Genomic DNA, 23,897 nt, shown 5'->3' with positions numbered 1-23,897 from the left:
AATCTGGATGGGAAGCGCGCGACAATCAGGATGGCGAGTCTGTGTCGCGGCGAAGTGATGATTGCCGCGATGATTGTCGCGTGCAAAAGTTTTGTTCGCTCTGATTGTCGCGGAGCGTCAATCAGCGAGTGTTTTTGGTGTCGCGTGCGAGGATGGTCGCCCTGGACCACGCTTCCGCTCGAGCGCGGTGCGCCTGCGATAGCATTCGACGTTCATCTCGACGATCGTGGCGTGGTGAACGAGGCGATCGATGGCGGCGAGCGTCATAGCAGGATCCGGGAAGACCCTGTTCCACTCTCCAAAGGGCTGATTGGCGGTGATCAGCATGGAACGCCGCTCGTAGCGAGCGCTGATGAGCTCGAACAGCACGCTGGTCTCGGCCTGGTCCTTGGTGACGTAGGCAAGATCACCGCAGATCAGGAGGTCGAAGCGGTCGAGGCGGTTAATGGCGGCCTCGAGATTGAGCTCGCGCCGCGCCACCTGGAGCTTCTGGACGAGTCGGTGGTGCGGGTGAAGAGGACGCGCCATCCGTTCTCGATAAGGGCCAGGCCGATGGCTGCCGCCAAGTGACTCTTGCCGCCGCCGGGCGGCCCGAACAGCAGCAGATTGGCGCCCTTGCCGAGCCAACCATCGCCGGCGGCGAGCGCGGTCACCTGCGCCTTGGAGATCATCGGCACAGCCTCAAAGTCGAAGTTGTCGAAGGTCTTTCCAGAGGGCAGCCGAGCCTCGAGGAGATGGCGCTCGACCCGACGGCGACCGCGTTCGGCGACCTCGTGCTCGGCAATGGTGGCGAGGAAGCGGGCCGCCGGCCAGCCTTCCTTGTCGGACTGCTCGGCAAATTGCGGCCACAGCACCTTAATGGCGGGCAGCCGCAACTCGTTGAGCAACAGATTGAGGCGCGCGGTGTCGACTGTGTTGGCCGTGCTCATGCGGCACCTCCGATCTCGCCGGCACCGATGAGGCACTCATAGCTGGCGAGCGGGGCGAGCTGCACCACGACCTGCGGCATGCAGGCGGGATCGGGCGCGAAGTAAGCGCACAGCCGTCCGAGGTCGGGCAGTTGGCCAGCGTTAAGGTCAGCCGCGAGCTGATCGGCGAGTTCGGCCTCGCAGCCGCGCTCGTGCGCCAGAGCGAGCAGATCGACCATGAGCCGGCAGGCTTTCTTGTCCGGCAGCCGTTCGCGCAAGCGATCGAAGGTTCGGCGATATGCATCACGCGGGAACAGCCGATCACGGTAGACGAGATTGAGCAGCGCCATTGGCTTGCGCCGCAAGGAATGGATCACGTGCCGATAATCGACTACCTGGTCGTGCTTGCCGTTGGGATGCGGCCGCCCACGCGGCAAGGTGACGAGATGGGTGCCGCCGACGAACACGTCGAGACGATCGTCGTAAAGGCGCACCCGCAGTTGGTGCCCGATCAAACGCGACGGCACGGTGTAGAACACCTTGCGCAATGTGAAGCCGCCGCTTGACGTCACGCGGACAATCACCTCCTCGTAGTCCGAGGTGCGGCGATCTGGCAGCGCCTGCAGGTGGCGCGCTCGTGGTCGATGCGCTTGGTGCTCCGGGCATTGCGGCGGCTGACGATCTCGTCGATGAAGCCGCGATAGGCGGCGAGATCATCGAAGTCGGCAGTGCCGCGCAACAGCAGCGCATCGGCGATCGTGCGCTTGAGATTACCATGCGAGCTCTCGATCGCCCCGTTCTCGTGGGCGATGCCGCGATTGTTGCGGGAAGGCCGCATGCCGTAGTGGGCGCAGAGGTCCTCGTACCGCCGGGTCAGATCGTCCCTCGCATTGCGGTCGAGATTGCAGAAGGCCGCCGACAGGCTGTCGGTCCATGCTCCCGCGGTGCCCCACCGAGCGACCACAGGGCATTCTGCAGCCCTTCGGCCAATGCGACGAAGCTCTCGCCACCGAGCACGACATGGGCGTGTTCAAACCCGCAATAGGCCAACCGGAAGTGATACAGGCGATGATCGAGCGGCACGCCAGCGATGGCGACCCCAAGCTCGCCCATATCGGTGAAGTCGGACAGGCCGACCTGGCCCACTTCGTGGGTCTGGCGGAAGATGACCTCCTGCTCCTCGCCGTGGATCGCCCGCCAGGCGCGGATCCGGCGCTCGAGCGTGCGGCGGATTCCGGCCCCCAGCTCAGGATGGCGTCGGAGTATCTCCTCGAAGATAGCCACGGGCCGCACGCCGGGAGCCCCCTTCAGCATCGGCACGACCTCCAGGTCGAAGACGTTGGCCAAGGGATCCGGCCGGCGCCTTTGCCGCGGTGACTTCTTTTGCGACGGAAGACGCAGATCTTTCTCGAGCCGATAAGCGGTCCACGAACTGAACGACACCTTCGCGGCCGCCACTGGCGGCGAATTGGTTTGACGGAACTTCATGTAGAGCCTCATCTGGTGATCGGTGAGATGGCAGCCTGGCAACGGCTGATTCCTCTTTGGCGAGAAGAACTATCCATCACCGGCCAGCCGCGATCACCAGACGGCGCGGTCCGCTCGGATCGCGCCGTCGCCGGGCTCGTAACTCCGGTCGGGCTACGCCCTCCCTGCGTCACGAGCCCGGCGAAGCTCTCTCATCCTGATTGACGCTGCACTTCCATCCTGATTGCCGCGCCGCATAGAGGTCCGTTCTGAACCAAAAGCGCCCTCAGCGCGCTCTGCGACCTCGCACCGAACTGACAATTTCCGCTGCCGCGTCCTGAAGTTCTTCGAGATGCCGGGCGGCGAAGACCTCCACCGAAAAGGCGGTCCTGAGCCAGACAATGTTGATCGAGCCCAGAACGCGCGCGCCATCGCGCAGGGGAACAGCAATTGAGATCAAGCCATCCGCATGCGGCGGCTTGCCATACCAGCCGCCGACATGGGTAGGGTCGCGCGTTGCGTAGCCGCGTGCTCGCACTTCCGCGAGAATCGTATTCAGACGCGCGGGCTCTCGCGCCAGACGATCTTCGGCCTTGTTCGAAGTCCGCAGCATCTCGATGATCTCCTGCCGCTCCTTGGCCGGACAATAGGCCAGATAGGCTCGTCCAACACCGGTCAGCAACCAGTTCACCTGCAGACCAACCCTCTCCTCTTGCAACAGGATCGGGCTGCGCGCACGGGTGGTCTCTCGGATTTCCATGTGGTCTCCTGCCGGCATCATGAGATCCGAAGGCCACGAAACGCGCCGACACAGCCGCTCGAGCACCGGAGCGGCGGCTTCCGCGATCCGATCGCGACGCTCCCGGCGTGACGGCGCGCGCGAAAGCGTCGCGCCGATGCGATAACGCCCATCCGCAAGCCGCCGGGTGACCACGCCGGACCGCGCCAGCGTGTGAAGAATGCGGAGCAGGCTTGGCTTGGAGATACCAGTGAAGACGTAAAGCTGCTGCAGCGAGGAATCGGGCTGCATCTGCAGAGCCTGCAGGACACGAAGACCCCGCTCCAGGCTCTTGATGATTTTCGGACCCGCCACCGCGCCATTCTCCATTCCGCAATGTGGAACGCGTCATTCCACATCGTGAAACATACGTCGATTTTTGTGGCAAATCCAGATAGCGCGTCAGAAGGTGGCGTGCCTGCAGGTCGCACTTTGGAATTGGCATCGAAATTTCAGCTTTTGATGGAGACTTCCATGAGACCCCACCTGTTCTTCCGCAGTGCCTCATTGTCCGTCGCGATCCTAGCCCTGCTCGCACCCTCAGGATCACAAGTATCAGCGCAGATCTCGTTCCCGACGGGGACGATTCGTTTCGTGGCGCCGTTCTCGGCCAGTACGCCGCCCGACATCATCAGCCGCATCGTCTCCAAGGAGCTGACGGAAGCCGAAGGCTGGCGCGTCATCGTCGAGAACCGGCCCGGCGGCGTGACCACCATCGCGGCGACCGATGTCCTGACCCAGCCAGCGGACGGCAACAGCCTCTATGCGCTGTCGGTGCCGTCGGTTGCAGCACCCTCGCTGGTCCCGAACATCTCGTTTGATTTGGACAAGGATTTCGACCCGGTAATCAAGGCGACAGTCTCTTACAACGTACTTGTGGTGAACCCCTCGGTGCAGGCCAAGACGGTCGCGGACCTGGTGGCATTGCTGAAGAGCCAGCCCGACAAGCTGACGTTCTCGTCCGGCGGCTTCGGCACGCCCGCCCACCTGATCGGCGAGCAATTCAAGCAGCAGACCGGCACGCGTGCCCAGCACGTTCCCTACGCGCAATTCCCGCAAGCGATCGGCGACCTGCTCAACGGCACCAACGCCTTCATGTTCATCACCATGTTGCCGGTCGTCGACCTGATCAAGACCGGTAAGCTGCGGGCGCTTGCGGTGACCGGACCGAAGCGTGTGCCACTTCTCCCTGATGTGCCGACCATCGTCGAAGCCGGCTATCCCTCACTGGTGGTCGAGGACTGGACCGGCTTCGCAGTCAAGCATGGCACGCCGAAGGAGACGGTCGCGCGGCTCAACGCTGCCATCAACAACGCGCTGGAGAAGCCGTCAGTGCGCGAGGCGCTTGCTAAGATCGGCGCCGAGCCGGCGGGCGGCACGCCCGAGCAATTCGGCCGGCTGGTCGGCGATGAGGTTTCGCACTGGCACAAAGTCGTCGCCGACGCCGGCATCAAGGTCCAGTAACGGTGAGACATCAGGTTTTCGCGTGACGCTCCTCGGGACGGGGACGCCAATCCCCCGTCCTGATCGTTTTGGCCCGAGCACGCTGATCCAAGCGGGCAGTCACACTGTGCTGATCGATGCCGGCCGAGGCGCCGCCATGCGATTGTTTCAGCTCGGCGTTCCGATCGGCCGGATCGATGCGCTGTTGCTCACGCATTTTCATTCCGATCACACCGTCGGCATTCCAGATCTCTGGCTGACGGGATGGCTAAGCTCGCATTTTGGCAACCGTCGGCGACCATTCAACGTGATCGGCCCGGTCGGCCCGCTCCGTACCGCCATAAAGCCGCGGTGGGACGCTTTCAAACAGTGGTGCAATCTGCGCAATCCTCATTTCCATCCTCCGTGTATGCACAAGTGCTTTGAACCGCCCTGACAAGCTCGGTACGTGCAGATCTGCGAAGCTCAAACCGCTGCATTCGTTCTGGCAAACGGCTTCGACTCATTGTGCATGGTTGCTGGCCAGCGCCGCTTTGAGACTCGGTTACGGGGCGCTGATTTCGTTCTGTCCGGCATTGGGATGCCTCGACGCTTGGCTCCGAGCACTCCATCCGGGGCGGCATCGCCTCGTTGAGGTGCGCCAATCGCCACCCCGCGAGCGACAAAACTCGGCGGGTCGCTGGCTGGGAAGGACTCCAGAAGCGCTGTATCGACCAGGTCGTCTTGCGAGGTGGTCATGGTAACTCTCGCTTGCTCCGATTGGAATTCATTGCTCGGCGGCTAGATGCCGCCTGCAGCAAGAAAATGGGATTGCAGCCCAGGATTTCGCAAGGGCCCGAAGAAGTTGTTTGAAGGTGGTCGCTCGAGAATGACTGATGCCGGCCGGCCATGTGCGCCCAACCGTGCCAGAGCGATTTCGAGACGAGCGATCTGGAGGCACGATCTCGGGCATGAACCCGTCCCGAGAACAACTCGGCAGCCGTCGGTCGCGGGGACGATGCCGCTGCCGTCCTCTGTAATGCTGCTTAACTTGTGGCCGCTGTAGTCCTGCTTCTTGGGCGAGAGGGCGTGCGGTTCGCGCCGCACGCAGGTCGACCCCATTCGATCGCCATCCCCCGTTTTCAAGAGGAGCAGCCCCTACAGATATCGGGAACAATCTCCTCCGCCCGGAACGTGTCCATACTGACGTTACGTCTGGTTCTGGTACTCTGGCCATGCACCGTTCGTTCGCGCGATGGGGCCTGAACGACTGCGTTCGCGCCGTCCGGCCGCTTCGAAGGCTTTTGCTCTGCGCCGGCCAATTCAGTCGCGCTCAGCAGCAGTGCCAGCGCCAGTAAGGCTGAAGCCAAGGGGCGCCACGCTCGCGCGCCGGCTTCAGCCATCGCGGAAAGTAGCCCGGCGCTGCGAATCCTAGATGACGCAGCGATGCGCCGGGCTGAGCGCCGTAGAGTTCGGCCCATAATGCGCTCTAACGAAGCGCCGGTTGAGAGATGACACGTAGTTTTCATAACCACATCCTCCTAAAAGCAACGTGGATCCAAGCTTTCTTGCCTGGTGACCGCGCCAATCCTGCCGAGGCATTGGCAACGAATAATCTAGGAGATCTCCGGCGACGCCTCAAGCATCCCGACTGAATTCCGAGCATATCGGCCGCCGGCGAGAAGAATGGCTAACGGTTGCTGTGGTTGTAAGTCGCGCTGATCGCAGTCTTGTGGCCAGCGCGGCTGCTCAAGGAGGTACGAGCACGAAGTTTTTCTTGCCGGCAGACCACGCAAATGGGCCGTCTGTTTTGCGGAACGACGTTCAGGCGCCGACGTTCTCTGATCGATCGACGGGGCTGGTGATATCGAATGGATGACTATCGAGATCTCGTGAGCGTAAGCCTTACACTGCTATGCGCCGGCATCATGTTGGTCGCGGGCCAGCTCTATCTCGAACACGGAACGGCGCATCCGCCAAACAACGCACCGGGCGCGCCGGAAATCTCCTCGCCGATGGTTTCCCGCGCACCCTCCCCTCGCCCCAACATGGTCGAGCCTCGGGAGGCGCCTGACAAGAACCGTCGGACCTAGCGCGCCAGCACTCTGGTAGCACGCGGCGGCTGCTCAGGCGGCTTGCTGGTCTTCCTTCAAGTCCTTGGGCATCTCGCGGATCAGCGCGTCGATATCGCTTTGCTCCAACGTCTCCTTATCCAGCAGCTTCCTGGCCGCATCATCGAGAATCGAGCGGCGGGCCGTCAGCATGGCTTCGGCGCGTTGAAGGACCCTATCGACGATATTCTTGACCTCGCGGTCGACGGCGGCTGCGGTTTCCTCGGCATAGTCGCGCTCGCGAACCGGATACGGCCGGTCGGCGTTCGCCAGGAAATTGCCGGGATCGCGCTCATAGGCGACGCTGCCGAGCTTTTCCGACATGCCGTAGCGCGTCACCATGCTCCGCGCGATGTCGGTGACGCGGCGCAGATCGTCGGCGGCGCCGGTGGAGAGATGACCGAACACGATCAACTCTGCCGCCCGGCCGCCGAGCAGAACGGCCATCTTGTTCTCCAGCTCTTCCTTGGTCATCAGGAAGCGATCCTCGATCGGCCGCTGAATGGTGTAGCCGAGCGCGCCGACACCCCGCGGGATGATGGAGATCTTGTGCACGGGATCGACCCCGCGGAGCGATAGCGCGACGAGGGCGTGACCCATCTCGTGATAGGCGACGATCTCGCGCTCCTTCGGATTGAGCAGGCGGTTGCGCTTCTCCAATCCCGCCACGATGCGCTCGACGGCGTTGTTGAAGTCGCCCATGCCGACCGCCTCGGCGCCACGGCGTGTTGCCAGGAGCGCGGCTTCATTGACGAGATTGGCAAGATCGGCACCGGTAAATCCGGGCGTCAAGCCGGCAACAGCATCGACGTCGACATCGGGGGCGAGCCGCACATTCTTCATATGCACGGCGAGAATGTCACGGCGGCCCTTCTTGTCGGGCCGATCGACCAGCACCTGTCGATCGAAGCGGCCGGCGCGCAGCAGGGCGGGATCGAGGATTTCCGGCCGGTTGGTCGCAGCCAGGATGACGAGGCCCGAGCGCGAGTCGAAACCATCCAGCTCGACCAGGAGCTGGTTCAAGGTCTGCTCCTTCTCGTCATGCCCGCCGGCGAACGGGCCGATGCCGCGCGCACGGCCGAGCGCATCGAGCTCGTCGATGAAGATGATCGCGGGGGCCTTTTCGTGCGCCTGCTGGAACAGGTCGCGCACGCGGGCTGCGCCGACGCCGACGAACATTTCGACGAACTCCGAGCCCGATATCGAGAAGAACGGCACCTTGGCCTCGCCCGCCACCGCCTTCGCCAGCAAGGTCTTGCCGGTGCCGGGCGGCCCAACGAGCAGCACGCCTTTCGGCATGCGGCCGCCAAGCCGACCATAATCGGTGGGGTTCTTCAGGAAATCCACGACCTCGCGAAGCTCATCCTTGGCTTCATCGACGCCGGCGACATCGGCGAAGGTGATGCCGGTATTGGCCTCGACATAGATCTTTGCCTTGCTCTTGCCGATCTGCATCAGCCCGCCGCCGAGACCGCCCTGGGCGACGCGCTGGCCGATGTACCACCAGATGCCAAAGAACAGCAGCACCGGCATGATCCACGAGAGCAGATCGCGCAGGAAGGTGCTCTCGATCTGTCCGGTGAAGCGGACGTGGTATTTTTCAAGCTCCTGCGCGAGATCCTGGTCGACACGCGTCGTCACGAATTGCTTCTGACCGCCGGGCAAGGGCTCCTTCAACGTCCCCTGCACGAGCCGGTCGGAAATGCCGACGCTGTCGACTTTGCCCTGCCGGAGGAGCTGCTGGTACTCGCTGTAGGGAAGAACAGCGATGGCGTGCGCGGTTGCGAAGACGTACTGGATGAACGATAGCGCAAGAAGTGCGAAGATGGCATACGCCACGTTGAAGCGGGTGTTCTTGGTCATGCGAAAGCTCGAATTGCGGGCGCCGCGGTCGGGCGCCGGGAACAACCAGACGGAAGGAGCTTGGTTTCACGGGCAGCAACGCGCCGACCGCGAGGAGCGTTGTGGATTCATTGAGGCTTCGGCGGGCGCCGTCGACGATCTGCTCGCCGTCCTGCTCCGCTAAGCGTGGAGTAGGACCCGTTTAGCCACTTTCTCCCGAGATTCCGACCTTCCAGATGCCTCGGCCGGCTCGGGCAGGTCAGGCTTGGGAGCCGGCTCGGAGGGAGGGCTCGACAGCCCCCAAGTTCGGCATGCGCAGGCGCGTTGGACCCAACGGAATTGCGTCCAAGCGAGCGCAGACCGCGCCTTTTATCTTTTGCAGCGCGCGCGTTTCAATCTGACGAATGCGCTCGCGCGACACGCCAAATTCGGCAGCAAGCTCGTCGAATGTCTGCGGCTGTTCCGTCAGGAATCGCGCTTCGATGATACTGCGCTCTCGCGAAGTCAGGGCTGCGAGTGCATCCTTCAAGGCGCTCCCCATCCGCTCGCGATCTTGTGCGTCGGAGACCAGCGTTTCGGGATCGGGCGAGGGATCGACCAGACGGTCTTGCATCTCCTCGGAGGTGTCCGCTTGCGCCATGGGCACGTTGAGCGAAACGTCTCCCCGGATCCTTCCGTTCATCTCGACAACATCGCGGCCGTCGACCTTCAGTTCCTTGGCGACGTACGCGACCTGCTCCGGCGACAGCTCGCCTTCGTCGCTCGCTCCTATTCGGTTCTTGAGCTTGCGCAAGTTGAAGAACAGCTTCTTTTGCGCAGCCGTCGTGCCGATCTTCACCAATGACCACGATCGCAGGACGTACTCTTGGACCGTTGCCTTGATCCACCACATGGCATAGGTCGCGAGACGGAAACCCTTCTTGGGCTCGAACCGTTTCACAGCCAGCATCAGCCCGACATTCGCTTCCGAGATCAGATCGGCGACGGGCAGACCGTAGCCGCGATAGCGCAGCGCTATCTTCGCGGCCAGCCGCAAGTGACTTGTGACCAGCCGGTATGCGGCCTCGCGATCGCCGTGCTCGCGCCATCGTTCGGCGTACTTGGCTTCTTCGGCCGCATTGAGCAGCGGGAAATTGCGGATGGCCGCTAGGTACCGCGAGAGCCCGCCTTCGGAATAGACGGTGGGCATAGTTGATGGAAGTGACAGGGAGCTCATATCCAATTCCTCCTGAGAGCAAAGTGGGTTGGAGCACCGAGGGTGCGCCTTTGGCCCGGTAACGGCACCCAAGCGCATCGGTCGCGCTCACAAATCACGAGCCCTCGCATTGTTCCTTCGCACCTTAGAAAAAGACCATCGGGGCAGGCCCTCAGTCGGCGGCACCGAGGCAGGCGGCGCGGTGGCAGACAATCTCGAAGGTGCCCGAGAGCTTGGTGCTGACGATCCGAACTCCTGCATCCATATAGGCGAGATCGATAGCTGCAGTCCTTGCGGAAGCCATCGTGGGAACGAGCCATGGCCTGGAATCAGTTCGTCGGAATTACCATGCTCCTGTACGCACTGAGCAACCCTGTGGGCGCCATTCCGATTTTCTTGGCGCTCACATGTCACGCAGGCGCCGGAAAGACCCACCGGCTAATACTCCTGGCTTGCACAGCGGTCGGTACGTTCTTCATCGGCTCGGTACTCCTCGGCAAGGAGATCCTGAGGTTCTTCAACGTCGGACTGGACGATTTCCGCATTGCGGGCGGGCTGCTCGCGCTGGTCATCGCGTTTGAAATGTTTCAGGCGCAATATGGCAAGTTGATACCGCGCTCGGATGGCCCGAGCCCCAGTGAAGTCGATGTCCACGGGCTCGCCATCACGCCTTTCGCCTTCCCTTTGCTGGTCGGGCCGGCCGAGATGGGAATCATGATCACTCTTTCCAACGACAATCCGGGGTGGCTTGCCAAGGCATTCCTGGCGGCCGCAGCGCTCCTGGCCACCTTCCTGATCGGGCTGACGTTATGGATGGCGGCGGCGATTCAGCGGGTGCTGGGTCGTACCGGCATCACTGTCATGACCCGCGTGATGGCCCTCATCGTCGCCGCGATCGGCGTAAATTTCATCATGACGGGCATTCGAAATGAACTGCCGGGCCTGGCAAGCCCATAGCGGCCCGGCAGCCTTGAAACGTGAAGGCGCACTCCTAGCTGATCTGCTCAAAGGGCCGGATGGGCTGCGCACAGTGGCATTTTGGGGCAAGGTCGGGCGAGCCGGAGCAGAGTCCTGGCCCGAAGCGCAGCACCAGCGGTGGAGCGGATTCGATGAAGGACCCCAAACGCCGAACTGGCTTTGCAGGTGCCGGAGAGTTGGTCCTGCACGCCAAGGCAGCGATGCGCCATCTTGACGAGGTGTGTAACGCGTCCGCCCAAGGCGACAAGGCCGCCGCGCGCAAAGCACTGCGCCGGGCAATCAGCGAGCTCGATGTCGCGCGCGCCATGTTCCGTGCCGGCGCCGAGTAGCGTCGGATCTCCTGGCTCATGCGGCCGGGTCCATCGCTGTCGGCTTGGCGCGTTCCGCTGCGGCACGGGCCCTCGCGACGGCCATCCAGTCCCGCAGCAGCCCCTTGTCTTCCTTAGAAAAGGCCGCTCGCCGCTTGAGATCCTCGAACGTATCGTCGGGATGGCACCGCTCGAATTCCTCGCGGACGAGCGACTCCAGGTAGGTCTGTTCCTCATTGTTCGGCATGCTGGCTGTTCCGCTTCGAGGACCGGCGTTCGCCGGTATGCTCAGGTGCCGGAATAACGAGGTCGCGAGATGCTGGTTCGCGTCTTGGATCGACAAGGCCGAATCCAGCCATTGCGGATACCGGCGAGCCGTTCGAGAATGCCGAATTATTGGCCGCAAGTGGCGTGCGTAACTGACCTCACCGGCTCACGCCGGCCATACCATTAAGACGACGGGATCGAGCGGTGCGCGTAGCTGGACCTGGAGCCTATGTAGCGTTGTATGTTGCGCTCTACGCAGCATTCGGCGTCGCATCACCGTTCTGGCCAAAGTTCTTCGAAACCAAGGGCCTGACTGCTCAGCAGATTGGCTGGCTGCTCACCGCTGCGATGCTGATGCGTCTCGTCTCCTTGCCATTGGTCGCAGCCTTGGCCGACCTGCTCGGATCGTTGCGCCTTGTGCTCGCAGGCTGTGCGATCGTGGCCGCTGCGGCTGCCGCTGCCTTGCTCCGGGCGGATACATTCCTGCTGTTGCTGCTTGTCGCGCTGGTTCAGGCGGTCGCTCTTGCTCCTACGACCGCAATTGCCGATGCGCTGTCGGTCAATGCCGCGCGCCCGCAGCTGGCGGGGAGGGCGTTCGAATATGGCTGGATACGAGGCGGCGCCTCGGCGGCCTTCGTGCTGGGCACGTTGGCAGTTGGGCAACTCATAGGTCCTGCGGACCTTGCGCCGGTCGCGTGGCTGAATGCGATCCTCCTGATCGCAGCGGCCGTCGCAATGGTGTGGGTTCCCGGTCCGGCGGCTCAAGCGGCATCGACGGGCGGACTCCGCTCCGCTCGGGACGGAAGGTTCGCAGTTCTCAAGATTCCGGGGTTTCGATCGGTGATAGTGGTTTCAGCCTTGGTCTACGGCAGCCACGCCATGCACGATGCGTTCGCGGTGATCCGGTGGAGCGATTCTGGCTTGGGCGCGCCGACAATCAGCCTCCTATGGTCCGAAGCGGTCGTTGCGGAGGTGGTGGTGTTTTTGCTCATAGGTCCGGCGATCCTTGACCGGCTTGGCGCCCGTGGTGCCGCTGTCGTAGCTGCAGCGGCCGGCGCCGTGCGTTGGTCCGTTGCGAGCCTGACAACATCGGTCTTGTTGCTCGCCGTGATACAGCCGTTGCACGGACTCACCTTTGCGCTGCTGCATCTCGCTTGTATGCGCCTCATGCAGGCCATAGTCCCCATAACTATCGCCGCGACGGCTCAGGCCCTGTACGCGTTCGGCTCCGGACTGGTGAGCGCGCTGCTGACCCTGGTCTCCGGCTTTCTGTATGGGACGTATGGCGGCGCGGCATTCATTCCGATGGCAGGTCTTTGTGTGATCGCCGTCCCATTCGCCTGGTCCGGGTTTGTCCGACGGACGGCGCGGTCCGGAACCTTCGGTTGAGAAACGACCGGAGCGTCTGATCCGCCAATCGAACTGAGACACCGCCTGAAGAACTCTGGAGCCTCGTCAAAGCCAGACAAACAGCAACCTGGTTCCCGCCAATCCATCGGTTCGGCTCCTCCCAGGCCATTTCCGCGGCCCCGGCGTACAGGTTGCTGAGCAGCAAACGCTATGACTTCGAAAATTCAGCAGACGAGCGGCCGCGCCTCTTGACGTCAAAAATGATGCTTCTAATTGATTGCTTGCCACGGATGTGGTGCCGGATGCGTTTTTACGGTCCGGCAAATGCCGCCGGAACATCCCGGCGCTGCTCTTATCCATGTTGCTCAAAGGAGGATGTGGCTATGAGGACCTATGATCTGTCCCCATTCTGGCGTTCGAGCATCGGCTTCGACCGAATGCTTGACCTGGCCAATCATGCGATGAACGACAGGGACAATTATCCCCTGTACGACATCGAGCGTACCGGCGAGGATCAGTACCAGATCTCGTTGGCGTTGGCCGGCTTCACCCCGGATGAGATCACGATCACTGCAGAGCAATCCAAGCTCACGGTGGAGGGCCGTAAGGCCGACAAACGTGATCACAACTTCCTGTTCCAGGGCATCTCCATGCGGCCGTTCCGCCGCGTGTTCAACCTGGCCGACTACGTCCAGGTGAAGAATGCGAACTTCGAGAACGGTATGCTGAAGATCGATCTGGTCCGGGAAGTGCCGGAGTCGATGAAGCCGCGTCGCATCGAGATCGGCGTCGCCGGCAATGACAACCAGCAAATCGAGCAGAAGCAGGTAGCCTGACGGTCCGCCGGTCAGAGCTGCGGGTGATGGCTGCGCGCGGCGTCGCCGCGCGCAGCGCCCACGGGAATGGCAAAAAGCAAAGAGAAAGGAGAGAATACCATGGCACTGCGAGACCTCATTCCATTCGGCAACGGCTCACGGGACATGGCCTTGCAACGCAACGAGGCCAATCCCTTCTTCGCACTTCACCGCGAAATGAACCGGCTGTTCGACGATGCGTTTCGTGCGTTCGACATCGCCCCGTTTAAGTCAAACGGGCTCGGCTGGCCGAGTGTCGAGGTCAATGAGACCGAGAAGGACGTCAAGGTGGTGGCGGAGCTGCCCGGTCTCGAGGAAAAGGACGTCAACGTCGAGCTGCGCAATGGTCTGCTGACCATCAGCGGCGAAAAGAAGAGCGAGACCGAGGACAAAGAGCGTCGCTTCAGCGAACGCTATTATGGACGGTTCGAGCGAGCTATCCCGGTTGACGATATCGACCAGGACAAGGTCGCTGCGTCGTTCAAAAACGGCGTATTGACGGTGACGCTGCCCAAGTCGCCCACTGCTCAGCAGAAGGTGAAACGGATCGCAATCAACGGCAAATGAGCGTTGAGCTGGCGGGAGGCTGGGCTTCCCGCCGGTCACCTGGATCATAAGGAGAGAGAAAGGAGCTGATACCCGACGTGCTCAATCTTCTGCTCGGGGTCGGCTTGTTCATATCGCCCTGGCTCCTGGGCTTTTCCGGCGAGCGTACGCCGAGCTGGAACGCCTGGGGCAGCGGCATCGCCATCGCCGCGCTGGCTCTGGCCGCTTTGACCGCTTTCGCCGAATGGGAGGAGTGGATCGCTCTTGCCGTCGGCGTTTGGGTCACACTATCGCCCTGGCTGATGCAGTTCTCGAACAGCGCTGCAGCGACGCCGGTCCATGTCATCGCCGGCACCGTGGTTGCGCTGATAGCTGCGATTCGGATCTGGTACACGCATAGCGGCCATCCGCAGGTTACGGCGTGACGCCTAGTCGAACTGTTGGAGGGAGGCCGGCGTACTTCTTGGCCTCCCTCCATTTAATCGGCTCAACTAGCTGCACCCAAGGCTTTGCTTACCTTTGATTCAGCGCAAGGAATGCGTTCCAGGCAGCCGTCGCCAAAATCTGCGACGGACGGCGCCGGCAAGCCTTCTCGAGTTCAGCCAACATCAACTCGGTATCGACGATCGACTGCTTCTGGCCGCTTGCGGCGGCCACGTAGTTGAGCCCGCTCCAGAACCCCTCAATCCATTTCATCACGTCGTCCTTACTGGCGCGTCCGGTCTCGATAACATCGCAGCGTTCGGTCCCTAGGCCCACAATGTTGATGCGGACACGTGCGCTTTCGGAGTGGCAGGGCAAGGCAACCAGCACAATCAGCATCGCCGCCGAGGCGCGCCGCCAAGCAGAGATGAATGAAGGGCAGATGCTTGCCATCGATGATCTCTGGAAGGACTGCGCTCCAGCCGCGCCGCGTTTGCGATGTCTGGACTCGAACTCGCGCCAAACTGAATCGATCAAACGCGTTTCCGCCGCTGCGGGGATCGTCAACGGGCGGCAGTCGCCTCGTCCACTCGGACTGTGCCGTCGCTTCGAGCCAGGTGGGTTGCTCTCAGGACGGCCAGGAATGTCCGCTGCGCTATAGCGCCTTCGTGTGATCGCACGCCCTAGATTCCTCGCAAACGTCGCGATATAGCAGGACAACATTTGGAGCTTCGATATGGCCCGCCCTCGCGGCGTCATCACAGGCCGAAAGGGTAAGTGTCGGGGACGCCGGCACGGTGATGGTCCGGTCCCAGCGGCCGCACCGCGTGAGTCTCGTCAAGCCACAAGAACGCATCAAACTGCTGAGGCAACGAGGCTTCCGCATAATGGCTTTGCAGTTCGGTCTCCGGGCGGTAGATGACGCCGATAAAGCGTTCGAGTCGCGGTTCGAGCAGCCGACGGCGAAGGCTTTCGTCGCGGCGAAACTCGAGCAGTCCGCGCGCCACACCCGCCTCATGAAATTGGCGCTCGTAGCTGTCCGGTCGAGAGGCCCGCACCTGCATCACTTCCATCTCGCCGTCCCAGTCCGATGCGGCGGCCACGGTGCCGGTATGGGTGCCAAATCCAACCAGGCTCGCTGCGCCGGCGAACTTGTCTCGGCAAAGCTGCCCGATGTTGAGCTCCTCGCGGACGACGCCCATCTCCGTGAACCGGGCATCGCCGATATGAGAATTGTGCGCCCAGACCACCGCCTTTGATCGGGCACCTTGGGCCTCGAGGATGTGCTGCAACGTCTCGAACATATGCGTATCGCGCAGATTCCAGGATTCGGCGCCTCCGTAATACATGATCCGGTAGTAGCGCTCGGCCGAGGTGACAAGACGGGCGTTCTGCGCGGCGTCGAGGAAGCTGTCCGGGTCGTTCGTGGCGTAATCGAATTCCTTTCCAAGGATGTCCTGGCACTGCCGGACCACCTCCGCCTCGCATTTCCGATAGCCTTCGGTGAGCACGGCGCGGCCATAGGTCGATGGTTCGCGCTGCCAAGGGGTCAGGCACCCATAACGTTCGCGCGCAATTGCCGCTGCCGCAGGATCTACCTTATCGAGATAGGCGAGGACGGCCGCGATCGAGCTTCGCATGTTGTAGATGTCGAGGCCGAAGAATGCAGCGCGCTCGCCTGCAGGCGTGCTGTCGTTGTGTTCGCGCATCCACTCGACGAAAGCGGCGACATCGGTATTTCGCCACATCCAGGTCGGGAAGCGCTCGAACGGCTTCCCGCTCGAGCTGCGGGACGCTCGCCGACGAACGTACCGGTCGATCGCGGCGGCGTCAGGCCAATCCGCTTCGACCGCAACGGCCGTAAAGCCGTGCTGCTCAATCAGGTGACGCGTGATCGCGGCTCGCGCCCGGTAGAATTCTGACGTGCCGTGGCTGGCTTCGCCGAGCAGGACGACACGAGAGGATGCGAAGCGATCGAACAGTGCACCGAATGCGGGATCGTCGAAAGGTGGCAAGGGTTCGAGAGCGGACCGGATCATATCAGGGAGCGAACGGAAATGGGTGTGTCCGGGGACGTGATTGCTGGCAGAGCGCGTCCCGTCCTCGGCCCATCCATGCTCCCCGATCAGGGGCACGAAACGAACCGCTCCGAAGGTTTCTTCCTCGTATTCGAGATCACTCCGGCGCGTGAGCCGCAGCAACGATTGCTCGTGTTCGACATCACCGATCGGGATGACGAGACGCCCGCCGATCGCGAGCTGCCGCTTGAGCGGCTCCGGTATCGCCGGTCCGCCGGCAGCGACCAGGATCGCGTCGAATGGTGCCTCCTCGGGCAGGCCTCCTGTGCCATCCGACGTATGGACAATGCAGTTGGTGTATCCGAGGGTCGAAAGACGGTCGGCGGCGACCTTGGCCAGATCGCCATGCCGCTCGATGGTGTGGACAGTTCCGACGAGGCGTGAGGCCACCGCCGCGGCATAACCTGAGCCCGTTCCAACTTCGAGTAACTTGTCGGCGGGCTGCAGTTCGGCGGCTTCGATCATCAACCCGACGATGTAGGGCTGCGAGATAGTCTGGGCGTGCGCGATCGGCAGCGCGCCGTCTTCGTAGGCGAATTCCTCAAACCCGGGTTCCACGAACTGCTCCCGTGGGACGCGCCCCATCACGTCCAGAACGCGTCGGTCCCGGATGCCGCGGCCAGCAAGCTGAACCCTGACCATACGGTCGCGAAGTCGTGCGAAATCCGCCATCGCTGCACCGTTCGTCGAAGGCAGTTGTTGATCTGTAGCCAATCAGGACGGGCTGAACCGGTTCCTCAGAGCGAAGCGGGGCATGACTCAAAGAGGTTTCCCACGGCAGAAGTTTTCAAACCTGCGGGCCGGCGCACCACCGAAGCAAGCATCTCCTGGAAGAGCCACGACCGCTCGCCTCCCAGCTTCGTTCGAAAACGGGAACACCGCAGGTCCGTTCGCATTTAGGAATCGTTGCGGATCTTTGAATGGAGCAGACCCATGAACAAGTTGGCGACGGTTTGCGCCGCTCTGACACTCACATTTGGCATGCTTCCGGCCACGGCTCAGGAAGGGCCGCGAACGCGAGTCGGTACACTCACCTGTAACCTATCGCCCGGAGTCGGGATGATTGTCGCAGGACAGCGGCAGCTGAGCTGCACGTACACGTCGGCGAAAGGCAGGACCCGCGAGGCTTATGTCGGTACAGTCACGAACATCGGCCTCGACATCGGCGCCACGTCCGCGGGCCAGCTCACCTGGGCGGTTTTCGCGCCGACCACGTTGCGCCGGGCAGCGCTGGCAGGCACGTATGCGGGTGCAACCGCCGGAGGCACGGTGGGAGTCGGAGTTGGTGCCAACCTCCTGGTCGGCGGCTCGGACCGTACGGTCGCCTTGCAGCCGATATCCCTGCAGACCCAGATGGGTGTGAACATTGCTGCGGGTATCTCCACGATGGAGCTCCAGCCGGCCACAGCGCCTGCACGTCGCGCAGTTCGGTGATGCTGCGCAAAACGGATCGGCGCTCCACTCCAAAGCAACTGTTCGCGCGCCGCTGGTGCGCTCTCAAGGGGAAGGCGGTCCTGAAGCAGCTGACGTTAGAGCGGGTGTTACCAGCGACCTTCGGTGTCCCGGGTGCTTACGTCAGGTTGAGCTCCGGGAACGGACATCAACGGCGCCGCTCAGGATGTCCGAGATCAGCTCCGGGTTGGCAAGAGAATCTTCACTGGGTGTCGGAGCAGCCATGTGTTCGGCCTTCTTGTGCGGTACTCATGACCGCTGTCCATAATGCCCTCCGCGGATCAGGTCCCGATCAAAAGCACGCATTCGAAGATGCTATGGCCATGTGGGTTGTCCTGGCGCCGGATCGACCGGCGCTGCATTAGTGCTGTTCGCCTAGCGCCACCAACTCCGCAGCTTGGGTTGCCATGCGATCGATATTCAAAGAGCAGGTTCTTGCCTTCGATTCAGCCCTTCTCGCGCAAGCCACTGCGCCACGCGTTGCGACCCTGAGAATCTAGGAATCCGCCCAAGAAGCCGATCCGGCGAGGCGCGCTTTGGGCCCCGCAAAGGCGTTGGCGAACGAGCAGCACCGCAGTGCCCGCTATGAACTCCCGCCGCTTCATTCGTACCTCATCGACGCCTGAGGACGATGGGAGGCAGGGTATCACGTCTCGTTAGTTGGTGCACCCACAGCGGCCAGCTGCGGGTATAGGCCGCAGGAGCAACTTCGGGTCACGTGCCGACATCGCTAGAGGCGAGCGCCAGGTTCCACGTAGGGGCACTATTGGATGGGGTTGGAAATCATGACTTATCGTGTTCGTATTTCTCCAGGAGCAGCCGATTATATTCCTCTCTCACGGCCTTCCGCGAAATATGCCCTCTTCGGGTTTTGGCAATCTGCAGAAGATCAGGATCGGTCGGTGCCCGTGATTTCCGCCTAAATCTCACAAAGAGTCTCGCAGTGGGCGAAGACGCCCTTCCAAACAGTCGGTCAAACCATCCCATGATGTCCTCCCCGACGGGCCGCAATTGCGACACTATCACCATGAATTTGGGGGTCAAAAGGACAGCGCGACTGCATCTTTCAAAAAACTCGCACCACGTAATCCGCAACGGGTACAATCGGGCCCTAAGCGACGCAGTTCGAATGTCGGTTATCCTTGCAGGATACGACGTTATCGGCACTCGCACGATATATCCGCCTACGGGTCACAAGCGGCCCTGGACCGGCTGCTCGCGTCAGGCCGCGACATCTCAGGTTGGGCTCACCGTCGACGATGGGCACGGAAACACTCAACTCGAGCTTATACTGCCACCATCCGCGGCAAGGTGATCACGAACTCCGTAAATGCTCCCGGCTCGGTCTCGAAGGCGATCCTGCCGCCGTGCTGTTTGACGATGATGTCGTAGCTCATCGAAAGGCCCAGCCCGGTGCCTTCGCCGGCGGGCTTAGTCGTAAAGAAAGGACTAAAGATCTTCCCTTTGACCTCTTCCGGAATCCCGAGGCCATTATCGCGGATCCTAATCTCTACTTCATTCGCCAGAGCTCTCGTGGCGGCGCTCAATGTCGGCTTGAAGTCGTCGTCGGCAGCTTCCTTGCGCTTGTGAGCCGCATAGAAGCCATTGGAGATCAGGTTGAGGAGCACCCGCGTGATCTCCTGCGGATAAACCTCCGCTGTTCCGGCGTTCGGGTCGAGGTCGCGCTTGAGCGTGACGCTAAAACCGGATTTCTCCGCGCGGGCGCCGTGATAGGCAAGGTTGAGGCTTTCCTCGACAATCGCATTGATGTCGGCCGGGCGACGTTCGCCGACCCCCTCGCGCGAATGCAGCAACATGTTCTTGACGATGGAATCGGCCCGTTTGCCGTGCTGGACGACCTTATCGAGGTTGCCCTTCAGCATCTGCGCAAGCTCGTCTACGTCTGCACGGATCTCCTCATCGAGTTCCGCCTTTCCGAGCAGCTCGTTGAGCTCGCCGATCAATTCGGCGGACAGAGAAGAGAAATTGTTGACGAAATTGAGCGGGTTCTTGATCTCGTGCGCGATGCCGGCAGTGAGCTGGCCGAGCGATGCGAGCTTCTCAGTCTGCACCAGGCGGTCCTGGGCGGCGCGCAATTCATCGAGTGATTTGGCGAGTTCCCGGGTGCGAGCTTGAACCTCCTCGAACAAGCGGACGTTGCCAAGCGCGATCACCGCCTGATCCGCGAAGGTCTGCAGGAGCGTGATCTGCTTGTCGCTGAAGGGCTGCACCTCGGTGCGACGAAGTACGATGGCACCGATGCTCTCACCGTCGCTTAGCATCGGCACGGCAAGAAGGGTCCGGCAACCATCCTGTCGTGACGTCGCCTGCGCAATAGGAAAGTTGCCGCCTTGATCAGAGAGGACGTCATGCAAATGTATCGGCACCCGCTCGGCAATTGCGAGACCCGACACCGAGTTGCGGTCGGCGGTCCACGTATGAGTTCCCATTCCGATCGGTCCGTGATGCGCGCGAACGACGAGACCCTGGCCCTCCTTCAGGACTACCACCGAATCATAGGCATCGCAGAGCTCACAGGCGCTCTCCACGATGGTGCGCAGGACCGGCTCAACGTCGGTCGGCGAGGAAGCGATCACCTTGAGGATGTCGGCACTTCCGGTCTGATAGGTCAGGGCCTCGGAGAGGTCGCGCGTCTTCGCCTGCACTTGTTCAAACAATTTGACGTTCTCGATCGCGATCACCGCTTGATCGGCGAACGTCGCCACCAGTTCGATCTGCTTGTCCTCGAAAGCGCCGACGGCGAAGCGAAACAGGTTGATGACACCGAAGGCGTGCCCCTCCCGGACGAGCGGGACACCAAGTGCGGCCCGCATGCCGATGAGCTTTTGTGCTTGCGGGCGCGTGAAGTCGGGATCAGCGAGTAAATCCGGGACGTGCACGGGACGAGCATCGAGAATTGTTCGGCCGAAAATCGAGCCACGGTCTGCCTTCGTCGTGTAAGTCTGGAAGTGCGCAATCCATTCGGGTTTGCAGCCATAGGTCGCGGCAAGCCGGTAATTGCCCTCGTGCTCGTAACGGATCGTTCCAATGTCGGCGTCGCACAGCCGACAGGCTGACGAGAGCAGGGCGTCCAGCACGGTCCGTAGATCGAACGCCGAGCGACTGATCACCTTGAGTACATCGGCGGTCGCGGTCTGCCGCTGCAAGGCCTCGCTCAATTCATGGGTCCTGAACCGAACCTGCTCGAACAGACGCGCGTTCTCGATAGCGATCACTGCTTGGTCGGCGAAGGTTTGCAGTAACTGCACGTCGTGATCCACGAACGAGCCCGCTTTGAGCCGCGTCACGCTGATCAGGCCCATAGGCACATCGTTGCTCATCAACGGCGCGAGCAGCATGCTGCGGAAACCGCGCGCCCGAGCGATCTGCTTTATCTGCGAGTCGGGAAGCGTCTCGATATCGCCAATCTGAACCGGTTTGCCAGCCTGTGCCAGCCTGAACGGCTCGAACCGGACGACCGGGGTCGGAAATCCCGCCTTCAGTACCTTGTCAGCGGCCGAGTTCGTTGGCGTGAAGGCCGCAAGGTGCGCGGTGTCGTCGACGAAGCGGAAAACCGCTGTCGAAAAGCCGCCAATCAGCCGCTTGGCGCTGCTCGCGATGGCGTCGAACACCGGCTGTACGTCGGACGGCGAGGAGGCAATCACCTTCAGGATGTCGGCAGTGGCGGTCTGCCGCTCCAGCGTTTCGCTGGTCTCGTTGAACAAGCGCGCATTCTCGAGCGCCATCGCTGCCTGACCGGCAAAGCTCTGCAGCAACACGAGCTCATCATCGGAAAACGGATCAAGCCGGTCGCGATAAACGATCAGAGCGCCGATCGCCTTGCCCTGGATGCGCAGCGGCGTGCCACACATGGTTCGGGCGCCGGCGGCTAGGGCTTGCGGCAGGCCGGGAAACTCGGCTAGACCGGGATCACGGAGATCCGGCACATGGATTTGCCGGTTTCGCCCGACCACCGCGCCTGGCATGTTGCGCGCGCCGACGTTGATGCTGGTCAGCGGCAAGTCCGCGCAGACGAGCCGCTCGCTCGCGCCATACCGGTAGGCCTTGCCGCATTCGCCGTTCTCGGCAAGCCGGATCGAGACGCTGGAGGCACCGATCAGCCGGGCGGTAGTCTCCGCTATCTGTTCCAAAGCTCGGTCGGCGTCACCGGAGGTGCTCGCAATTGTTGCGAGGAGATCCGCGCTGGCCTTGTGGCAATCCCGCGATTGTGCCAGCTCGCGCTGCAAGCGTTCGGTCTCGGCGGCGCGCGACTGGAGCTTCTGCTCTAGCTCGGCGATCCTGCGCGCAAGATCGGCGTCTTGGGACAGCCTGGTCATCGATGAATCCACATCGCCCAGCGCCCGCCGGCGCCGCGCAAAAATCATCTAAAAACCCAATTGCTTCACGGTCAAGCTGAGCCGGCCGGCGATATCGTTGCAGATGGGACTAAGCAGTCAGTACGGTTCAGGTTCCGGGCCGAGGCAACTCGGCCTCCCCACCACGTTCCAAGTCCGCTAGACTGTATGTCCCCCCACAAAATGAGGCGACTCACCCTCGATGTTGCGACGAGGGTTGCCCGGATGGACGGGTAGAGCCTCAAACAAGGAGGGCGAGTCGTGGGTCATCATACCGAGGTCTTTGTCGGAATCGATACGTCAAAATCGCGCAATGCTATAGCCATTGCCGATGGCGGCCGTGGCGGCGAGGTACGATATCTCGGGGAGTTTCCTGCCACGGAGGCAGCAATCCGAAAGCTGGTGGCAAAGCTTGCAGCGAAATGCTGTCAGTTGACGTTTTGCTACGAAGCAGGGCCAACAGGATACGGTCTCTACAGACTGCTCAAGAGCCTCGGCCATGACTGCCTGGTGGTGGCCCCCTCGCTCGTTCCGAAGAAGGCCGGCGATCGAGTGAAGACGAACCGGCGCGATGCGGTAAGCCTCGCCAAGCTGTTGCGCGCGGACGAGCTCACGGCGGTATGGGTGCCGGACGAGCGCCATGAGGCTATGCGCGATCTCTCGCGCGCCCGTCAAGCAGTGAAGAAGGACCTCCAGGGCAAGCGTCAACAGATCTCGTCATTGATGCTGCGGCTGGGACGCATCTATCCGGGCAAGACAACGTGGGGACCAGCCCACATGAGATGGCTCATGTCGCAGAAGCTCGAGCATCGCGAGCAGCGCATCGCATTCGAAGAGTTACTTGAGGGGGTACGCCAGGAAAGTGAGCGGCTGGAGCGTTTGGAAGATGCCATCCGCGAGGTAGTACCCGAGTGGTCGCTCGCCGAGGTTGTGTCGGCCCTGCAGGCGGTGCGCGGGATTGATCTCATTGCGGCTGTGGGGGTGCTGGCTGAGATCGGTGATCTATCCCGCTTTCAAAATCCGCGCGAGCTGATGGGCTATCTGGGTCTGGTGCCCACAGAAAACTCGACTGGCGACCAAGTCAAGCGAGGCGGCATCACCAAAGCCGGTAATGGGCGGGCGCGACGTATTCTTGTAGAGGCGGCCTGGAGCTATCGATATCCGCCGCGCGTGAGCCGAGACAAGCAGCCAAAGGTGGAGGCCGCACCGAGAGTCGCGCGCGAGATTGCGTGGAAAGCGCAAACCAGGCTGTGCGGACGCTTCCGCTCACTCGAGCGGAAGGGCAAGCGGCGAACCGTAATCGTCACGGCGATTGCCCGAGAGCTATCCGCCTTCATTTGGGCGATCAATCGCGAGCTCATGCCACCTCGACAGGCGTGACATCGTTGGGGGCTGTGGACCGCTCGAGTCGTGAGGTGCGCTCGACCGGCCCACAGCCCCCTTTTGTTGCAATCAAGATCAGGGGGCAGTCGCAGACATTAATCGTGCAGAAGTGAAGGCGGGACCACGGCAGGGGAAATCCTGAAATCCATTATGTGGCCGATCATCCGATCGACGCCCGAC

At 62.0% G+C, this 23,897-nt stretch carries 19 protein-coding genes and 3 pseudogenes; 12 read left to right on the top strand and 10 right to left on the bottom strand.

The annotated features are described in order from the left end of the window. Nucleotides 1-117 precede the first annotated feature (117 nt). From istB to RX329_RS09375, 3 genes and pseudogenes are all read right to left on the bottom strand, one after another. A pseudogene (istB, locus tag RX329_RS09385) lies at nucleotides 118-929 on the bottom strand (IS21-like element helper ATPase IstB). Next, nucleotides 926-2,408 (bottom strand): annotated as a pseudogene (istA, locus tag RX329_RS09380) (IS21 family transposase). The pseudogenes istB and istA overlap by 4 nt, the downstream one beginning before the upstream one ends. A gap of 253 nt (nucleotides 2,409-2,661) precedes the next feature. Further along, on the bottom strand, nucleotides 2,662-3,483 hold the full coding sequence (locus RX329_RS09375) for an IclR family transcriptional regulator C-terminal domain-containing protein (protein WP_317245744.1): 822 nt from the start codon (nucleotides 3,481-3,483) through the stop codon (nucleotides 2,662-2,664). 144 nt (nucleotides 3,484-3,627) lie between these two features. Here RX329_RS09375 and RX329_RS09370 point away from each other — a divergent pair, with 144 nt between their 5' ends. The 3 genes and pseudogenes from RX329_RS09370 to RX329_RS09360 all read left to right on the top strand — a co-directional run bounded on the left by RX329_RS09370 (nucleotide 3,628) and on the right by RX329_RS09360 (nucleotide 6,668). After that, entirely contained in the window at nucleotides 3,628-4,617 is a 990-nt protein-coding gene (locus RX329_RS09370; protein WP_317245743.1) for a tripartite tricarboxylate transporter substrate binding protein, read from the top strand. Next, nucleotides 4,562-4,804, top strand: a pseudogene (locus RX329_RS09365) (hypothetical protein); the annotation flags it as partial. The gene RX329_RS09370 and the pseudogene RX329_RS09365, both read left to right, overlap by 56 nt. A 1,642-nt stretch (nucleotides 4,805-6,446) precedes the next feature. Further along, nucleotides 6,447-6,668 (top strand): hypothetical protein, encoded by a 222-nt coding sequence (locus tag RX329_RS09360; protein ID WP_317245741.1) that lies wholly within the window; start codon nucleotides 6,447-6,449, stop codon nucleotides 6,666-6,668. 33 nt (nucleotides 6,669-6,701) lie between these two features. Here the strand turns inward: RX329_RS09360 and ftsH are convergent, their stop codons facing one another. Further along, on the bottom strand, nucleotides 6,702-8,549 hold the full coding sequence (gene ftsH, locus RX329_RS09355) for an ATP-dependent zinc metalloprotease FtsH (protein WP_317245740.1): 1,848 nt from the start codon (nucleotides 8,547-8,549) through the stop codon (nucleotides 6,702-6,704). On the opposite strand from ftsH, the gene RX329_RS09350 reads away from it, so the two are divergent. Next, a complete protein-coding gene (locus RX329_RS09350) occupies nucleotides 8,548-8,712 on the top strand; it encodes a hypothetical protein (RefSeq protein ID WP_317245739.1) in 165 nt (54 codons plus the stop codon). The genes ftsH and RX329_RS09350 overlap by 2 nt on opposite strands. A gap of 75 nt (nucleotides 8,713-8,787) precedes the next feature. Here RX329_RS09350 and rpoH read toward each other — a convergent pair whose 3' ends face one another. Next, nucleotides 8,788-9,717, bottom strand: coding sequence for an RNA polymerase sigma factor RpoH (gene rpoH, locus RX329_RS09345; RefSeq protein WP_410706479.1), 930 nt, complete (start codon nucleotides 9,715-9,717; stop codon nucleotides 8,788-8,790). 178 nt (nucleotides 9,718-9,895) lie between these two features. Then, nucleotides 9,896-10,027, bottom strand: coding sequence for a hypothetical protein (locus tag RX329_RS09340; RefSeq protein WP_317245738.1), 132 nt, complete (start codon nucleotides 10,025-10,027; stop codon nucleotides 9,896-9,898). Between the two features lie 14 nt (nucleotides 10,028-10,041). Here RX329_RS09340 and RX329_RS09335 point away from each other — a divergent pair, with 14 nt between their 5' ends. Together RX329_RS09335 and RX329_RS09330 are read left to right on the top strand one after the other, a co-directional pair. After that, the gene (locus tag RX329_RS09335; RefSeq protein ID WP_317245737.1) at nucleotides 10,042-10,680 is read left to right on the top strand and encodes a MarC family protein; all 639 of its coding nucleotides are present in this window, start codon (nucleotides 10,042-10,044) and stop codon (nucleotides 10,678-10,680) included. A gap of 152 nt (nucleotides 10,681-10,832) precedes the next feature. Beyond that, nucleotides 10,833-11,030, top strand: coding sequence for a hypothetical protein (locus tag RX329_RS09330; protein ID WP_085351032.1), 198 nt, complete (start codon nucleotides 10,833-10,835; stop codon nucleotides 11,028-11,030). A gap of 16 nt (nucleotides 11,031-11,046) precedes the next feature. Here RX329_RS09330 and RX329_RS09325 read toward each other — a convergent pair whose 3' ends face one another. Further along, nucleotides 11,047-11,352, bottom strand: a complete 306-nt coding sequence (locus RX329_RS09325) for a hypothetical protein (RefSeq protein ID WP_317245736.1) — start codon at nucleotides 11,350-11,352, stop codon at nucleotides 11,047-11,049. A 161-nt stretch (nucleotides 11,353-11,513) separates the two neighbouring features. Between RX329_RS09325 and RX329_RS09320 the strand changes: the two genes are divergently transcribed. The 4 genes from RX329_RS09320 to RX329_RS09305 all read left to right on the top strand — a co-directional run bounded on the left by RX329_RS09320 (nucleotide 11,514) and on the right by RX329_RS09305 (nucleotide 14,451). Beyond that, nucleotides 11,514-12,665, top strand: a complete 1,152-nt coding sequence (locus RX329_RS09320; protein WP_317245735.1) for an MFS transporter — start codon at nucleotides 11,514-11,516, stop codon at nucleotides 12,663-12,665. Between the two features lie 344 nt (nucleotides 12,666-13,009). Then, a complete protein-coding gene (locus RX329_RS09315) occupies nucleotides 13,010-13,462 on the top strand; it encodes an Hsp20 family protein (RefSeq protein WP_317246398.1) in 453 nt (150 codons plus the stop codon). Between the two features lie 99 nt (nucleotides 13,463-13,561). Then, nucleotides 13,562-14,047 (top strand): Hsp20/alpha crystallin family protein, encoded by a 486-nt coding sequence (locus tag RX329_RS09310; RefSeq protein ID WP_085350910.1) that lies wholly within the window; start codon nucleotides 13,562-13,564, stop codon nucleotides 14,045-14,047. A gap of 77 nt (nucleotides 14,048-14,124) precedes the next feature. Next, on the top strand, nucleotides 14,125-14,451 hold the full coding sequence (locus tag RX329_RS09305; RefSeq protein WP_410706281.1) for an SPW repeat protein: 327 nt from the start codon (nucleotides 14,125-14,127) through the stop codon (nucleotides 14,449-14,451). 88 nt (nucleotides 14,452-14,539) lie between these two features. On the opposite strand, the gene RX329_RS09300 is transcribed toward RX329_RS09305, so the two are convergent. Beyond that, on the bottom strand, nucleotides 14,540-14,902 hold the full coding sequence (locus tag RX329_RS09300; protein ID WP_317245734.1) for a hypothetical protein: 363 nt from the start codon (nucleotides 14,900-14,902) through the stop codon (nucleotides 14,540-14,542). A 305-nt stretch (nucleotides 14,903-15,207) separates the two neighbouring features. After that, nucleotides 15,208-17,199, bottom strand: a complete 1,992-nt coding sequence (locus RX329_RS09295) for a protein-L-isoaspartate(D-aspartate) O-methyltransferase (RefSeq protein ID WP_317245733.1) — start codon at nucleotides 17,197-17,199, stop codon at nucleotides 15,208-15,210. A 309-nt stretch (nucleotides 17,200-17,508) separates the two neighbouring features. Between RX329_RS09295 and RX329_RS09290 the strand changes: the two genes are divergently transcribed. Next, the gene (locus RX329_RS09290) at nucleotides 17,509-17,961 is read left to right on the top strand and encodes a DUF992 domain-containing protein (RefSeq protein ID WP_245329383.1); all 453 of its coding nucleotides are present in this window, start codon (nucleotides 17,509-17,511) and stop codon (nucleotides 17,959-17,961) included. A gap of 1,304 nt (nucleotides 17,962-19,265) precedes the next feature. Here RX329_RS09290 and RX329_RS09285 read toward each other — a convergent pair. Further along, nucleotides 19,266-22,316, bottom strand: coding sequence for a GAF domain-containing protein (locus RX329_RS09285; RefSeq protein ID WP_317245732.1), 3,051 nt, complete (start codon nucleotides 22,314-22,316; stop codon nucleotides 19,266-19,268). 279 nt (nucleotides 22,317-22,595) lie between these two features. Here RX329_RS09285 and RX329_RS09280 point away from each other — a divergent pair, with 279 nt between their 5' ends. Continuing rightward, entirely contained in the window at nucleotides 22,596-23,714 is a 1,119-nt protein-coding gene (locus RX329_RS09280) for an IS110 family transposase (protein ID WP_085362079.1), read from the top strand. Nucleotides 23,715-23,897 lie beyond the last annotated feature (183 nt).

Source organism: Bradyrhizobium sp. BWC-3-1 (assembly GCF_032917965.1).
Taxonomy (GTDB): Bacteria; Pseudomonadota; Alphaproteobacteria; order Rhizobiales; family Xanthobacteraceae; genus Bradyrhizobium; species Bradyrhizobium canariense_D.
This window is presented reverse-complemented; position numbering and strand designations above follow the sequence as displayed.

Coding starts and splice junctions, on each gene's coding strand:
- RX329_RS09375 (WP_317245744.1), bottom strand. CDS start 3,483: ATGGAGAATGGCGCGGTGGCGGGTCCGAAAATCATCAAGAGCCTGGAG.
- RX329_RS09370 (WP_317245743.1), top strand. CDS start 3,628: ATGAGACCCCACCTGTTCTTCCGCAGTGCCTCATTGTCCGTCGCGATC.
- RX329_RS09360 (WP_317245741.1), top strand. CDS start 6,447: ATGGATGACTATCGAGATCTCGTGAGCGTAAGCCTTACACTGCTATGC.
- RX329_RS09350 (WP_317245739.1), top strand. CDS start 8,548: ATGCGAAAGCTCGAATTGCGGGCGCCGCGGTCGGGCGCCGGGAACAAC.
- ftsH (WP_317245740.1), bottom strand. CDS start 8,549: ATGACCAAGAACACCCGCTTCAACGTGGCGTATGCCATCTTCGCACTT.
- rpoH (WP_410706479.1), bottom strand. CDS start 9,717: ATGCCCACCGTCTATTCCGAAGGCGGGCTCTCGCGGTACCTAGCGGCC.
- RX329_RS09340 (WP_317245738.1), bottom strand. CDS start 10,027: ATGGCTTCCGCAAGGACTGCAGCTATCGATCTCGCCTATATGGATGCA.
- RX329_RS09335 (WP_317245737.1), top strand. CDS start 10,042: ATGGCCTGGAATCAGTTCGTCGGAATTACCATGCTCCTGTACGCACTG.
- RX329_RS09330 (WP_085351032.1), top strand. CDS start 10,833: ATGAAGGACCCCAAACGCCGAACTGGCTTTGCAGGTGCCGGAGAGTTG.
- RX329_RS09315 (WP_317246398.1), top strand. CDS start 13,010: ATGAGGACCTATGATCTGTCCCCATTCTGGCGTTCGAGCATCGGCTTC.
- RX329_RS09310 (WP_085350910.1), top strand. CDS start 13,562: ATGGCACTGCGAGACCTCATTCCATTCGGCAACGGCTCACGGGACATG.
- RX329_RS09300 (WP_317245734.1), bottom strand. CDS start 14,902: ATGGCAAGCATCTGCCCTTCATTCATCTCTGCTTGGCGGCGCGCCTCG.
- RX329_RS09295 (WP_317245733.1), bottom strand. CDS start 17,199: ATGGCGGATTTCGCACGACTTCGCGACCGTATGGTCAGGGTTCAGCTT.
- RX329_RS09290 (WP_245329383.1), top strand. CDS start 17,509: ATGCTTCCGGCCACGGCTCAGGAAGGGCCGCGAACGCGAGTCGGTACA.
- RX329_RS09285 (WP_317245732.1), bottom strand. CDS start 22,316: ATGACCAGGCTGTCCCAAGACGCCGATCTTGCGCGCAGGATCGCCGAG.